This window comes from Kitasatospora sp. NRRL B-11411 (assembly GCF_000721345.1).
Taxonomy (GTDB): domain Bacteria; phylum Actinomycetota; class Actinomycetes; order Streptomycetales; family Streptomycetaceae; genus Kitasatospora; species Kitasatospora cineracea.
Window position 1 is genome coordinate 49,170 of the sequence record NZ_JOGH01000012.1, and the last position, 13,609, is coordinate 62,778.

The following is a 13,609-nucleotide window of genomic DNA, read 5'->3' on the forward strand; positions in this document are numbered from 1 at the left end:
GCGCACGGATACCTGCTCGCACCCCTCTGGACGGCGGACGCGGCCCGCTGTTCGCTGGGAGGGGGGCCGGGGGGCCGGGCTGCGGGGACCGCAGCCGATTCCGAGGACCGAATGGGAGGCCGCGATGGCTTCAGCGCAGGTGACCGGCAGCACCGTGGACCGGGTCCGGACGGACTCCCCGGCGGGGCGCAGCGGTCGGGCGCGGGACTGGGCGGAGATCCAGGAGCGCATGCTCGTCCCCCTCTACCAGGACGTTTACCGGCGGTTGGAGGTCGGCGCGGCCACCAGTCTGCTGGGCGTCGGCTGCCGGTCGGGGCTGGCGCTGCTGCTCGCCGCGGGGCGCGGCGCGCAGGTCGCGGGGGTGGAGGCGGACGCCGGGCTGCGGGAGCTGGCGGCGGCCCGCGGGCTGCAGGTGTCGCCCGGCGGCCGGGCGGAGGCGGTCGCCCGTTCGGCGCACCCCGTCCCCCGCCCGGCGCACTCCCTGGTGACGGTTTTCGAGCAGCCGCCGGTGCCCGCGCTGGTCGCCCGGTCGGCGGAGCGCACGCTGCCGGGCGGGCACCTGGTGGTGGCCGCCTGGGGTCCGGCGGAGCGCTGCGAGAGCGCGGCGGTGCTGGAGGTGGCCCGCCGGCACGCCCCGCTGGACGCGCCGGACCCGTTCGCCGCGTCCGGCCCCGGCGCCCTGGAGTCGCTGCTGGCCGCGGCGGGGACGCGCCCGTCCGGGAGCGGCCGGGTGGCCTGCCCGTTCGCCTACGCGGGCCTGGACTCGGCGGTCCGCGGCCTGCTGTCGACCGGCCTGTTCGACCGGGCCGAGGAGGCCGCCGGGGCGGCGCTGGTGGCCAAGGAGCTGGCGGAGGCGCTGCACCCGTACCTGCGCCCGGACGGTTCGGTGCGGATGGCGAACGAGTTCCGCTGGGCGGTGGGGACGAAGCCCCGCGGGTAGCGGCAGAGCCCCTGGGCGGGAACCGCCAAGAATGCCAGGAACGCCAGGGCGCCAGGGCGCCAGGGCGCCAGGACCGGCTGAGCCCGGCGTCAGGACCGGCTGAGCCCGGCGGCAGCGTACGCGGCGTCCTCGTCGAGGGTCTCGGCCTCCAGCAGGGCGGCGGCCAGCGCGTCGAGCCGGTCGCGGTGCCGGTGCAGCAGGGCGACGGCCTCCTCCCAGCACTCGGCGACGATCCGCCGGGCCTCCTCGTCGACCGCGTCCAGCGTGGTGGGGGCGGCGGCCAGGCCGTACGGGGACTGGCTGTCGTTGGGGATGGCGGTGACCCGGCCGACCCGGTCGCTCATGCCCCAACGGCCGGCCATCGAGCGGGCGATGGTGGTGAGTTGTTCGAGGTCGCTCTCGGCGCCGGTGGTGACCACCCCGTAGACCACCTGTTCGGCGGCCATCCCGCCGAGCGCGCCGACGATCCGGCCGCGCAGGTAGGGCTCGGTGTAGGAGTAGCGGTCGGTGTCGGGGGTGGAGAGGGTGACGCCGAGGGCGCGGCCGCGCGGCACGATGGTGACCTTGCGGACCGGGTCGGCGCCGGGTTGCAGCATGCCGAGCAGGGCGTGGCCGGATTCGTGGAAGGCGGTCCGCTCGCGTTCCTGCTGGGGCATCACCAGCGGGCGGACCGCGCCGAGCTGGACCTTCTCCAGTGCCTCGGAGAGGTCCTCCTGGCCGACCGCGTCCTGCTTGCGCTTGACGGCGAGCAGCGCGGCCTCGTTGACCAGGTTGGCCAGGTCGGCGCCGGTCATGCCGGGCGTGGTGCGGGCGACGGTGTCCAGGTCGGTGCCCTTCGCCAGCGGCACCTCGCGGGTGTGGATCCGCAGGATCTGCTCGCGGCCGGCCCGGTCGGGCGGGCTGACGGTGATCCGGCGGTCGAACCGGCCGGGGCGCAGCAGGGCCGGGTCGAGGACCTCGGCGCGGTTGGTCGCGGCGATCACGATCACGCCCTCGGAGCCGGAGAAGCCGTCCATCTCGGTGAGGATCTGGTTGAGCGTCTGCTCGCGCTCGTCGTGGCCGCCCATGCCGCCACCGCCGCCGCGCTGCCGGCCGATGGTGTCGATCTCGTCGATGAAGACGATCGCCGGGGCGACCTTGCGGGCCTCGGAGAACAGGTCGCGGACCCGGCCGGCGCCGACGCCGACGATCATCTCGATGAACTCGGACGCCGAGGCGGAGAAGAACGGCACGTCCGCCTCCCCGGCGACGGCCCGGGCCAGCAGCGTCTTGCCGGTGCCGGGCGGGCCGGAGAGCAGGACGCCGCGCGGCATCTTGGCGCCGAGCCGGCGGTACTCCTGCGGGTTCTTCAGGAAGTCGACCACCTCGCTGAGCTCGGCCTCGACCTCGTCGATGCCGGCCACGTCCTTGAAGGTGGTGCGCTTGCCCTGGCTGGTGTCCACCGGCTTCGGCGGGGCCTTGCGGCCGAGCGCGCCGGTGCCCATCCCGCCGGCCATCCGGCGGGCGATCAGCACCCAGACCCCGATCAGCAGCAGCATCGGCGCCAGCGAGATCAGCAGGTTGGCCAGGAAGCTGCGCTGCTGCACCACCGGCCGGGCGGTCACCTCGACGTTCTGCGACTGCAGGGTGCCCCACAGGTTGTCGCCCGCGAACGCCGGGCGCTGGGTGGTGAACTCCGTGTAGTCGCCCTTCTCCCCGTCCGGCTTGGGCTGCTTGTTCTTGAGGTTGCCCTCGATCGCGTCGCCCTTGGCGTAGATCTTGGTGATGTTGCCGCTGTTCAGCTGCTTGTTGAACTCGGTGTACGAGATCGTGGTCGACCCGCCGTTGCCGAAGAAGCTCAGCAGGACGTCCGAGAGCAGGAAGACCACCAGCGCGGTGAGGATCAGGCCGGTCCAGCCGCCCGGCATCTTCTTCTTCGGCGGCGGCGGGGGCGGCGCCCCCTCGGAGCGCCAGGGCTGGTCGGGGGTCTGGCGCGGCGGCACGGGGTTGCTCACCCGTCGGACAATACGGACACGGCGCCCGCCGGGCGGCGCGCAACGCCGCGACCGGGCCCGGTCAGCGCACCGGCGTCGGCCACTCCTCCGCGGTCAGCGCGAAGCGCTCGTGGTCGCGCCAGGCCTCCTGGAGGAACAGCATCCGCGGGGTGAGGCCCTCGTGCCGGAAGCCCAGCCGGCGGGCCATGGCGATCGACCGCTCGTTGTCCGGCTGCACGTTGATCTCCAGCCGGTGCAGTCCCAGCCCGCCCCGCTCGGCCGGGGTGAAGCAGCGCTCCACCACCAGCCGCATGCCCTCCGACATCCGGCCCGTCCCGACGAACGGCTCGTACGAGTCGTAGCCCAGCACCCCGTTGCAGAACCGCGCCATCACGATGTTCGCCACGTTGCACTTGCCGACCAGGCCGCCGGTCTCGACGTCGACGATCAGGAACGTCCGCAGGCCCGCGCCCTGACGGCTCAGCAGGTCCGGCAGGCCGTCCGGCTCCACCGGGTTCCACCGCCCGATGTGGGCGGCGGAGCGGCGCACCGCCTCGGCGTAGGGGACGACGTCATCGGGGCGGGGGGATCGGATCGTCACGCGCATACGGGACATCATGGCGCAACGGGGGACGGAAGCAGGGGCGCGGGTGCACCCGCGCCCCGCCGCCTACAGCAGGTCCTTGAACTCCTTGGGGAGGTCGAAGTCGGCCGGGCCCTTGCCCGGCTGGAGGCCGAACGCGCCGCCCGGCTGGGCGCCCTGGCCGGGGCCGAGCGCCTTGCGCTCGGCGGCCGCGGCCTCCTCCTGGGCGCGCTTGAGCGGGTTGCCGCTCTTGCGCTTGCCCTTGGCGACCGGGGCCTTCTTGGCGGACTTCTTGCCGCCGCCGCCCATCCCGGGGATGCCCGGCATGCCGGGGATGCCCTTGCCGGAGGCCATCGCGGACATCATCTTGCGGGCCTCGAAGAACCGCTCGACCAGGCCGGAGACCTCGCCGACCTGGACGCCGGAGCCCTTGGCGATGCGCAGCCGGCGCGAGCCGTTGATCAGCTTGGGGTCGGAGCGCTCGGCCGGGGTCATCGACTTGATGATCGCGCCGACCCGGTTGACGTCCTTGTCGTCCAGGTTGTTGATCTGGTCGCGGATCTGGCCCATGCCGGGGAGCATGCCGAGCAGCTTGGAGATGGAGCCCATCTTCTGGACCTGCTCCAGCTGCGACAGGAAGTCGTCGAGCGTGAAGTCCTTGCCGCCGCCCTGGAGCTTGGCGGCCATCTTCTCGGCCTCGGCCTGGGAGAAGGTCTGCTCGGCCTTCTCGATCAGCGAGAGGACGTCGCCCATGCCGAGGATGCGCGAGGCCATCCGGTCGGGGTGGAAGGCGTCGAAGTCGTCGACCTTCTCGCCGTTGGAGGCGAACATGATCTGACGGCCGGTCACGTGGGCGACCGAGAGCGCGGCGCCGCCGCGGGCGTCGCCGTCGAGCTTGGAGAGCACGACGCCGGTGAAGTCGACGCCCTCCAGGAAGGCCTGGGCGGTGGTGACCGCGTCCTGGCCGACCATGGCGTCGACCACGAACAGGACCTCGTCCGGGTCGACCGCGGCGCGGATGTCGGCGGCCTGCTGCATCAGTTCGGCGTCGATGCCGAGGCGGCCGGCGGTGTCGACGATGACGACGTCGTACTGCTTCTGCTTGGCGTACTCGATGGAGTCGCGGGCGACCTGCACCGGGTCGCCGACGCCGTTGCCGGGCTGCGGGCCGTAGAAGGCGACGCCGGCCCGCTCGGCGACCACGCCGAGCTGGGTGACGGCGTTGGGGCGCTGGAGGTCGCAGGCGACCAGCAGCGGGGTGTGCTTCTGGCTCTTGAGCCAGTGGCCGAGCTTTCCGGCCAGCGTGGTCTTGCCCGCGCCCTGGAGGCCGGCCAGCATGATCACGGTCGGTCCGGTCTTGGCGAACCGCAGGCGGCGGGTCTCGCCGCCGAGGATGCTGATCAGCTCCTCGTTGACGATCTTGATGATCTGCTGGGCCGGGTTCAGCGCGCCGGAGACCTCGGAGCCCAGGGCCCGGTCCTTGACCTGCTTGATGAAGGCGCGGACCACGGGGAGCGCGACGTCCGCCTCCAGCAGGGCGATCCGGATCTCGCGCGCGGTGGCGTCGATGTCCGCCTCGCTGAGACGGCCCTTGCCCCGGAGGTTCTTGAACGTCGCTGCGAGGCGGTCGGAGAGAGTGTCGAACACGTCGGTCGCGGGTCCCTTGCGGCATCGAGTACGGGTACTGTCGTCGCCCCCAAGGGTAGCCGTACCCCCGGCGAGCGGTCTGCGCCCCTGCGGGAACCGGCGTTCAGCGCGCCTCCAGGGCCTTCCGGACGGCCCCGGCGACCCGTTCGGCGTGCTCCGGTTCCAGCGGCCGGCCGTCGGCCGAGGTCAGGTAGAAGGCGTCGACGGCCTCCGCGCCGAGGGTGGAGACGTGCGCGGTGCGGACCCGTACCCCGGCGCCGTCCAGGGCGAGGCCGATCCGGTGCAGCAGGCCGGGCGCGTCGTGCGCGCGGACCTCCAGCACGGTGGCCGAGCGCGAGGCGGCGTGCGGGGCGACGGCGACCACCGGCGGCGGGGTGCTGATGCCGCGGCGGCGCGGCGCGGCGGCGTCGCGCTCGGCGAGCTTGCGGGCGACGTCCAGCGAGCCGTCCAGGGCGCGGCGCAGGTCGGCCCGGAGCCGGGCGGCCTCGGGCAGGTCGCCGTACTCGGCGGCGACCGTCCAGGACAGCAGCAGGACGGGGCCGGCGCCGATCGGGTCGAGTTCGCGCAGGCCGGCCTTGCGGACGGTGAGGCGGTGCACCGCGAGCACCCCGGCGACGGTGCCGAGCAGGCCGGGGCGGTCGGGGATGGCCAGGGTGAGCTCGACGCCCATCGGCTCGCCGCCGTCCGACGGGGTCTCGGCGTGGGCGGTGAGGGCGAGCGCGGGGGCGCCGGTGCGGGCGGCCTCGACGGCGAGGCGTTCCTGGTCGGCGGTGACCTCGGCGTCGGCGGCGGGCGGGCGGGCGTCGCCGGCCAGCCGGGCGGCGGTGCGCTCGACCAGGGTGGCGACCAGCGAGGCCCGCCAGCTCGACCAGGCGGCGGGGCCGGTGGCGGTGGCGTCGGCCTCGGTGAGGGCGTGCAGCAGTTCCAGGTGGGTCTGGGTGCCGACGGTCTTGGCGATCAGGTCGGCGGTGGCCGGGTCGTCGGGGTCGCGGCGGGTGGCGGTGTCGACCAGCGTCAGGTGGTGGCGCACCAGCAGCGCCAGGGTGTCGGTGTCGTGCTTGTCGAAGCCCATCCGGACCGCGACGTCGCGGACGATCACCTCGCCGGCCTCGGAGTGGTCGCCGGGCCAGCCCTTGCCGAGGTCGTGCAGCAGCGCGGCGACCAGCAGCAGGTCGGGGCGGGCGGTGCGGCGGGTCATCGCGGCGGCCCGGACGGCGGTCTCGATCAGGTGCCGGTCGACGGTCCAGCGGTGCACGGCGTTGCGCTGCGGGCGGCAGCGGACGCGTTCCCAGTCCGGCAGCATCCGGCTGATCAGCCCCTCGGCCTCCAGCGCCTCCCAGACCGGCAGGCAGGCCTCGCCGGCGCCGAGCAGGGTGACCAGTTGCTCGCGGGCCTCGTCGGGCCAGGGCACCGGCAGCGGTCCGGTCTCGGCGGCCAGCCGGCGCACGGTGGCGTAGCCGACGGCCAGTCCGGCCTGGGCGGCCGCGGCGGCGGCGCGCAGCGGCAGCACCGGGTCGGTGGCGGGCCGGGCCGCCTGGGCGAGCACCGCCTCGCCGTCCTGCTCGACCACGCCCTCGGCGAGCGGGCGGCGCTCGGGGGCGGCGGGGCCGAGCGGGGCGCGCCGGGCGCCGTTGAACGGGAAGCCGAACCGGGCGACGCGGCGCGGCGCCGGGCGGCGGGCGGCGAGGACGCGGTCGACGGAGCGCCAGGTGACGTCCGAGGCGTAGGCGACGGTGCGGGCGGCCCGGTAGACCTGCCGCAGCAGGGTGTCGGCGTCGAGCACGCCGAGGCGTTCGGCGACCTGGTCCTGGTCCTGGAGGGAGAGCCGTTCGGTGGCCCGGCCGGTGGTCAGGTGCAGCGCGTCGCGGACGTCGGCGAGGGTGCGGGCGGCGGCGTCCAGGCCGTCCCGGGGGGCGTCGGCGAGCCAGGTGGCGGCCACCGCGTCGAGGGCGACCAGGTCGCGCAGGCCGCCGCGGGCCTCCTTGAGGTCGGGTTCGAGCAGGAAGGACAGCTCGCCGTGGCGTTCGGCCCGGGCGCGGCCGAGCTCGCGCAGCTCGGGGAGCCGCTCGGGGGCGGCGGCGCGCCAGTCGGCGAGGACGGCGGAGCGCAGGTCGGCGGTGAGCTGCGGGTCGCCGGCCAGGTGGCGGGCGTCGAGCAGGCCGAGCTGGGCCTTGAGGTCCTCGGCGGCGACCTCGCGGGCCTCGCCGGGGGTGCGGACGGCGTGGTCGAGGGCGACGCCGCTGTCCCAGACCGGGTACCAGATCCGTTCGGCGAGGTCGGCGGCGAGCGGGCCCTCGTGCAGCAGCAGCACGTCCAGGTCGCTGCGCGGGGAGAGTTCGGCCCGGCCGTAGCCGCCGACGGCGACCAGCGCGGTGCGGGCGGGGCCGCCGGCGGCCCGGTGCAGGGCGGCCAGCCAGTCGTCGGTGAGCCGGGCCAGGGCGGCGCGGCGCTGCGGGCCGGTGGTGTCCGGGTCGGCCAGCAGGCGGGCGCGCTCGGCGCTGTAGCCGTGCTCGGCGGGGTCGGTGCTGCTCACGTCTGCTCCCGGTGCGTACTGGTGCCGGATGCGCCTTCGGCGGACCTGCCGCACGGGCAGGTCCGCCAGGAGGGTCTCAGCGGTGGTTCAGAGGGCGTCGGGTCCGCGTTCGCCGGTGCGGACCCGGACGGCGGTCTCGACCGGGATCGACCAGACCTTGCCGTCGCCGATCTTCCCGGTGCGGGCGGCCTTGACGACCACGTCGATCAGCTGCTCGGCGTCCTCGTCCTCGACCAGTATCTCGATCCGGACCTTCGGGACCAGGTCCACCGTGTACTCGGCGCCGCGGTAGACCTCGGTGTGGCCGCGCTGGCGGCCGTAGCCGTTGGCCTCGGTGACGGTCAGGCCGTGCACCCCGAACGCCTGCAGGGCGTCCTTGACCTCGTCCAGGCGGTGCGGCTTGATGACGGCGGTGATCAGCTTCATCGGGCGTCGACCTCGGTCTTCTCGGCGGGGACGGCCACCGGAGTGGCCGGGGTGCGGGCGAGGCTGGCGCCGACGGCGGTGAAGTCGTAGGCGGACTCGGCGTGCTCGGCCTGGTCGATGCCGGAGACCTCGACCTCCTCGGCGACCCGGAAGCCGATGGTCTTCTGGATCGCCTGGCCCAGCAGCCAGGAGAGCACGAAGGAGTAGACCAGGACGACGACCACGCCGAGCGCCTGCTTGCCGAGCTGGCCCAGGCCGCCGCCGTAGAACAGGCCGGACGCGGTCTGGCCGACGTGGCCGGTGGCGAAGAGGCCGATCAGCAGCGAGCCGACGATGCCGCCGACCAGGTGGACGCCGACCACGTCGAGCGAGTCGTCGAAGCCGAACTTGTACTTCAGGCTGATCGCGGCGGCGCACAGCGCGCCGGCGATCAGGCCGATGGCGATCGAGCCGAGCGGGGAGACCGAGCCGCAGGCCGGGGTGATGGCGACCAGGCCGGCCACCGCGCCGGAGGCGGCGCCGAGCGTGGTGAACGCGCCGTGCCGGATCTTCTCGTAGGCCAGCCAGCCGAGGACGGCGGCGGCGGTGGCGACCTGGGTGTTGACGAAGGCCATGCCCGCCACGCCGTTGGCGGCCAGCGCCGAGCCCGCGTTGAAGCCGAACCAGCCGAACCACAGCAGGCCGGAGCCGAGCATCACCAGCGGCAGGTTGTGCGGGCGCATCGGGTCCTTCTTGAAGCCGATCCGCTTGCCCAGCACCAGGGCCAGGGCCAGGCCGGCCGCACCGGCGTTGATGTGCACCGCGGTGCCGCCGGCGAAGTCGATCACGCCGTTGCGGTCGCCGAGCCAGCCGCCGTTGCCGCCGTCGAAGAAGAACACCCAGTGCGCGACCGGGAAGTACACGACGGTCACCCAGAGCGCCACGAACAGGCTCCAGGCCGCGAACTTCGCCCGGTCCGCGATGGCGCCGCTGATCAGCGCCGGGGTGATGATCGCGAACATCAGCTGGAAGGCGGCGAAGCCGGTCACCGGGATCGTCCCGGTCAGGGCGTTCAGGTCGATGCCGCGCATGCCCAGGTAGTCGAGGTTGCCGATCAGGCCCGCCCCCGCGTCCGGCCCGAAGGCCAGCGTGTAGCCGTACAGGACCCAGAGCACCGTGACGATGGCCAGTGAGATGAAGCTCATCACCAGCATGTTGAGGGTGCTCTTGACCCTGACCATGCCTCCGTAGAAGAAGGCCAGACCCGGGGTCATCAACATGACCAGGGCCGCACAGATGAACACAAAGGCGGTATCGCCCGCGCTGAAGCCGTCCGGCATCGGCGTCTCCTCCGAAATCAGAGCCGCACCACGACCGGAACACCTGTCCCGTGCCATTCCGGCGTGTCGGCGATGAGAGGAGAGTGCCGAAGTCGGGTTTCGGCCGATGCGGCTCGGTGTTTCGCCGCAGTGACGCGGTCGACGCGCCCGTTACGGGCAGGTGAACCACGGCAGGTGACGCGTACTGGACAGCGCGTGCTATACGCCGACGGCCGTCCGGACGGGGGGCGGACGGCCGTGGGCGACGGAGCGGCGGAGGGGTCAGACCACCGAGACGAACTCCGGGATGTCGTGCACCACCCGCTCGGCCAGCCGGTCCACCCCGGGGGCGCCGCGGAAGTCCCGGCTGGCGGCCTCGGAGGTCTTGCGGACCCGGGTGTTCAGCCGCTCGGAGCGCACCTTCTTGGCGATGTCGACCGCTTCCTCGCAGTACTTCGCGGCCTCCTCCGGCTCGCGCTGCAGCAGCCGCACCGAGGCCATCCCGACCAGGTTGAACGCGTAGGTGCGGACGTGGTCGCCGTCCTCCCGGAACCGGTCGACCGCCTCGGTGATCAGCGGCTCGGCGGCCTTGGCCATCGCCACCCCGCGGTCCGAGGTGTACGCCAGGTCCCGGTAGGAGTGGCCGTTCTCCGCGCACAGCTCGGCGTACGAGAAGAACCGCAGCCAGTTCGGCGAGTCCTCGTTGGTCTCCCGGATCTCGCTGAAGGTGTCCTCGGACAGCCGCACCGCCCGGGCGCACCGGTTGACCTCGCCGATGGTGGAGTACGCCCGCGCCTCCATCGCGTACAGCAGCGACTGCTGGCGGGCGGTGGCGGTGTCCCGGCTGCCGTACTGGGCGAGGTGGATCAGCTCCAGCGCGTCCTCGCCGCGGTTGAGGTGGATCATCTGCCGGCTCATGTCGGTCAGCACGTGCGCCCCGAACGGGCGGTCGCCGGCCTCCTTGGCCGCGTGCAGCGCCAGCACGTAGTACTTCTGCGCGCTCGGGTGCATGCCCACGTCGTACGACATGAAGCCGGCCAGGTGGGCGAGTTCGGCGGTGATCCGGAACAGCCGCTTGGTGGTCGTCTCGGGGTAGGTCTCCTGCAACAGGTCGGTGACCTCGTGGAGTTGGCCGACCACCGCCTTGCGGCGCAGGCCGCCGCCGTTCTGCGCGTCCCACTTCCGGAACATCTCGGTGGTCTGCTCCAGCAGTTGCATCTCCGGCTCGGACAGCCGTCCGGAGAACTGCTGGCCGCCGTTGGCCGCCGCCAGGATCGGGGTCGGCGCGCCGTTCGGGCCGGGCGTCAGCCAGCGCTGCATCGGCTCGATCAGCGCCGCGCCGGCCGTCAGCGCCAGCGAAGTGCCCAGGAAGCCGCGGCGGTTGAGCATCAGGTCGCTGCGCGAGTACTCGCTGATCGCCTGCACGGTCTGCTGCGGGCTCCACGGCAGGTCGACCCCGCTGCCGACGGTGGTCACCTGGACCACCGTGCGCAGGCCCAGGTCCTCGACCGAGACCACCGAGCCGAAGCGCTCCGAGAACAGCTCCGACATGATCTTCGGGATCGGCTCGCGCGGCTGTTCGCCGTCCAGCCACCGGCGCACCCGCGAGGTGTCGGTGGAGACGTGGTGCGCGCCGATCTGCCGCGCCCTGCGGTTCACTTGACGCGCCAGCTCGCCCTTCGACCAGCCGCTGCGCGTGAACCAGGAGCCCAGCTTCTCGTTCGGCTGCTTCTCACCCATGGGACCGTCCCCATCCCGCCCCGAACCCGGGGCCCCGCTTCGCCCTGACTCGTGTTCATCGCCGCCCGCGTGACCGGTCGGCTGCGTTCCGTATCCCGAACGTAGCGCGCCTCCGCCATCCGGGGGAGCAACGTCGGAGAAACGCCACCTTTCGCCACCCCCAAGAGTGAACTACCGGGCCGGCTACCGCGCTTCACTGGGAGTCAGCTCTGCATGACCCCGGCACATGCCCGGACCCGACGGAACCCGACGGAGGCACGCGTGCGGCAACGACGATCCGGCATCCGAAGCGCTGGTGCAAGGCGCCTGCTCGCCCGCGCCACCCGGATCGGTGTGCGCCGGTCCGCGCGCGCCTCCGGTGCACCACGCACCACGCGCCCATCGGACGACGCCCTGTCACCGTCCCGTAACCAGCGGCGACCGGAACCGGTTGGGGGTGGCATGGACAAGCTGTTCGGCACCCTGCGGCTCACCCCCCTCGGCGCCCGCCGCCGCACCCGGCCCACCGCGCTGCAGGCCGCCGCCGAGTACTCCGGGCGCTGGGGCTGGACGCTGGCCGTCGGCAGCCCGGCCCGGCTCGCCGCCCCGGCCGCCCCGACGGCCTGCGACTGCGGCGTCCCGCACTGCGCCGCGCCCAACCTGCACCACCTGGTCGGGCCGGTCATCGCCCCCGGCGCGACGGCCGCCGAGCTCGCCGCCCGATGTCCGGCCGACGCCCCGCTGCTGCTCCCGACCGGCCACCGGTTCGACGTCCTGGACGTGCCGGCCCAGCCCGGCCTGCAGGCCCTGGTCCGGCTCGAACGGATGGGCACCCAGGTCGGCCCGGTGCTGGCCTCCCCCGCCGGCCGGCTGCTGCTCTTCGTCGCCCCCGGCACCGCCGAACGCCTGCCCGACCTGCTCTACCGGATGGGCTGGGACGACGCCTCGCTCGACCTCGCCTGCCACGGCCTCGGTTCCTACCTGGCCGCCCCGCCGACCCCGCTCGGCCCACTCGGCCCGATGCGCTGGCTGCGCCGCCCCACCCCGGACAGCGCCCCGCCCGAGGCCCGCCTGCTGCTCGGCACCCTCGCCTACGCCTGCCACCGCACCCGCGCCCGCACCGCGGAGCTGGCCAGCTAGGCCCTGCGCACGGACGCACGACGAGGCCCGTCCGAGAGGGCGGTTCCCTCCCGGACGGGCCTCATCGAGGTGCGCCGGTGCGGCGGTACGTCAGCCCAGCAGCGCGTCCACGAACGCCCCCGGCTCGAACGGCGCGAGGTCGTCCGCGCCCTCGCCGAGGCCGATCAGCTTGACCGGCACGCCGAGTTCGCGCTGCACCGAGATGACGATGCCGCCCTTCGCGGTGCCGTCCAGCTTGGTGAGCACGATGCCGGTGATGTCGACCACCTCGGCGAACACCCGGGCCTGGACCAGGCCGTTCTGTCCGGTGGTGGCGTCCAGCACCAGCAGCACCTCGTCGACCGGGCCGTGCTTCTCGACCACCCGCTTGACCTTGCCGAGCTCGTCCATCAGGCCGGTCTTGGTGTGCAGCCGGCCGGCGGTGTCGATCAGGACGGTGTCGACGCCGTCGGCGATGCCCTGCTTGACGGCGTCGAAGGCGACGGACGCCGGGTCGCCGCCCTCGGGGCCGCGGACGGTGTGCGCGCCGACCCGTTCGCCCCAGGTCTGGAGCTGGTCGGCGGCGGCGGCGCGGAAGGTGTCGGCGGCGCCGAGCACGACCTTGCGCCCGTCGGCGACCAGGACGCGGGCGAGCTTGCCGGTGGTGGTGGTCTTGCCGACGCCGTTGACGCCGACCACCAGCACCACGGCCGGGCCCTCCTCGTGCTTGACCGAGCGGACGGTGCGGTCGGCCTCGGTGCCGATCAGCTTGACCAGTTCCTCGCGGAGCAGGCCGCGCAGCTCGTCGGGGGTGCGGGTGCCGAGCACCTTGACCCGGGTGCGCAGGTTGTCGACCAGCTCCTGGGTGGCGCCGACGCCGACGTCGGCGGTGAGGAGGGTCTCCTCGATCTCCTCCCAGGTGTCCTCGTCGAGGCGGTCCCGGGAGAGCAGGGTGAGCAGGCCCTTGCCGAGGGTGGACTGCGAGCGGGAGAGCCGGGAGCGCAGCCGCACCAGGCGCCCGGCGGTGGGCTCGGGCACCTCGATCGCGGGTGCGGCCTCGGCCTCTTCGGCGGTCGGCTCCCCGACGGCCGGCTCCTCGGCCGGCTCCTCGGCGACCGGGGCTTCCGGGGCCTGGGTGGCGCCGGTGGCGGCGGGCGGCGCGGTGGGTTCGGCGGCGCCCTCCGCGGGCTTCGCCGGGGCGGTCGCGGTGGTTCCCGGCTCCGGCTTCGCGGGCGCGGTGATGGTCGGCGGTCGGCTCGACCGGTCCAGTTCTCTGCGTCGTTTGCCGGAGACGACGAGTCCGGTGATCGCGCCGATGGCGACCACCGCAATGACAACGGCAAGGATCACGTATTCCATAACCCGTCCAGT

10 protein-coding genes are annotated in these 13,609 nt (G+C 73.9%); 2 read left to right on the forward strand and 8 right to left on the reverse strand.

What is annotated here, in order from left to right; translation table 11 throughout:
• Positions 1–124 precede the first annotated feature (124 nt).
• A complete protein-coding gene (locus IH44_RS0108480) occupies positions 125–940 on the forward strand; it encodes a class I SAM-dependent methyltransferase (RefSeq protein WP_030458817.1) in 816 nt (271 codons plus the stop codon).
• An 89-nt stretch (positions 941–1,029) separates the two neighbouring features.
• Here the strand turns inward: IH44_RS0108480 and ftsH are convergent, their stop codons facing one another.
• From ftsH to IH44_RS0108515, 7 genes are all read right to left on the reverse strand, one after another.
• Positions 1,030–2,934, reverse strand: a complete 1,905-nt coding sequence (gene ftsH, locus IH44_RS0108485) for an ATP-dependent zinc metalloprotease FtsH (RefSeq protein WP_030458818.1) — start codon at positions 2,932–2,934, stop codon at positions 1,030–1,032.
• A gap of 61 nt (positions 2,935–2,995) precedes the next feature.
• Complete coding sequence (locus tag IH44_RS0108490) at positions 2,996–3,520, reverse strand: GNAT family N-acetyltransferase (protein ID WP_232794866.1); 525 nt, start codon at positions 3,518–3,520, stop codon at positions 2,996–2,998.
• 63 nt (positions 3,521–3,583) lie between these two features.
• Entirely contained in the window at positions 3,584–5,143 is a 1,560-nt protein-coding gene (gene ffh / locus IH44_RS0108495) for a signal recognition particle protein (protein WP_030458820.1), read from the reverse strand.
• 103 nt (positions 5,144–5,246) lie between these two features.
• The gene (locus IH44_RS0108500) at positions 5,247–7,676 is read right to left on the reverse strand and encodes a [protein-PII] uridylyltransferase (protein WP_030458821.1); all 2,430 of its coding nucleotides are present in this window, start codon (positions 7,674–7,676) and stop codon (positions 5,247–5,249) included.
• 87 nt (positions 7,677–7,763) lie between these two features.
• The gene (locus IH44_RS0108505) at positions 7,764–8,102 is read right to left on the reverse strand and encodes a P-II family nitrogen regulator (RefSeq protein WP_030458822.1); all 339 of its coding nucleotides are present in this window, start codon (positions 8,100–8,102) and stop codon (positions 7,764–7,766) included.
• The gene (locus IH44_RS0108510; RefSeq protein ID WP_030458823.1) at positions 8,099–9,421 is read right to left on the reverse strand and encodes an ammonium transporter; all 1,323 of its coding nucleotides are present in this window, start codon (positions 9,419–9,421) and stop codon (positions 8,099–8,101) included. Before IH44_RS0108510 ends, IH44_RS0108505 begins: the two co-directional genes overlap by 4 nt.
• A gap of 261 nt (positions 9,422–9,682) precedes the next feature.
• A complete protein-coding gene (locus tag IH44_RS0108515) occupies positions 9,683–11,140 on the reverse strand; it encodes a hypothetical protein (protein ID WP_030458824.1) in 1,458 nt (485 codons plus the stop codon).
• Positions 11,141–11,581: 441 nt separating this feature from the next.
• Here IH44_RS0108515 and IH44_RS0108520 point away from each other — a divergent pair, with 441 nt between their 5' ends.
• Positions 11,582–12,259, forward strand: coding sequence for a bifunctional DNA primase/polymerase (locus IH44_RS0108520; protein ID WP_030458825.1), 678 nt, complete (start codon positions 11,582–11,584; stop codon positions 12,257–12,259).
• Between the two features lie 90 nt (positions 12,260–12,349).
• On the opposite strand, the gene ftsY is transcribed toward IH44_RS0108520, so the two are convergent.
• Complete coding sequence (ftsY, locus tag IH44_RS0108525; protein ID WP_030458826.1) at positions 12,350–13,597, reverse strand: signal recognition particle-docking protein FtsY; 1,248 nt, start codon at positions 13,595–13,597, stop codon at positions 12,350–12,352.
• Between the last annotated feature and the right edge of the window lie 12 nt (positions 13,598–13,609).

Bases quoted from the DNA above. Each gene is read 5' to 3' on its own strand.
- IH44_RS0108480 (WP_030458817.1), top strand. From the start codon at position 125: ATGGCTTCAGCGCAGGTGACCGGCAGCACCGTGGACCGGGTCCGGACG.
- IH44_RS0108490 (WP_232794866.1), bottom strand. From the start codon at position 3,520: ATGCGCGTGACGATCCGATCCCCCCGCCCCGATGACGTCGTCCCCTAC.
- IH44_RS0108505 (WP_030458822.1), bottom strand. From the start codon at position 8,102: ATGAAGCTGATCACCGCCGTCATCAAGCCGCACCGCCTGGACGAGGTC.
- IH44_RS0108510 (WP_030458823.1), bottom strand. From the start codon at position 9,421: ATGCCGGACGGCTTCAGCGCGGGCGATACCGCCTTTGTGTTCATCTGT.
- IH44_RS0108515 (WP_030458824.1), bottom strand. From the start codon at position 11,140: ATGGGTGAGAAGCAGCCGAACGAGAAGCTGGGCTCCTGGTTCACGCGC.
- IH44_RS0108520 (WP_030458825.1), top strand. From the start codon at position 11,582: ATGGACAAGCTGTTCGGCACCCTGCGGCTCACCCCCCTCGGCGCCCGC.
- ftsY (WP_030458826.1), bottom strand. From the start codon at position 13,597: ATGGAATACGTGATCCTTGCCGTTGTCATTGCGGTGGTCGCCATCGGC.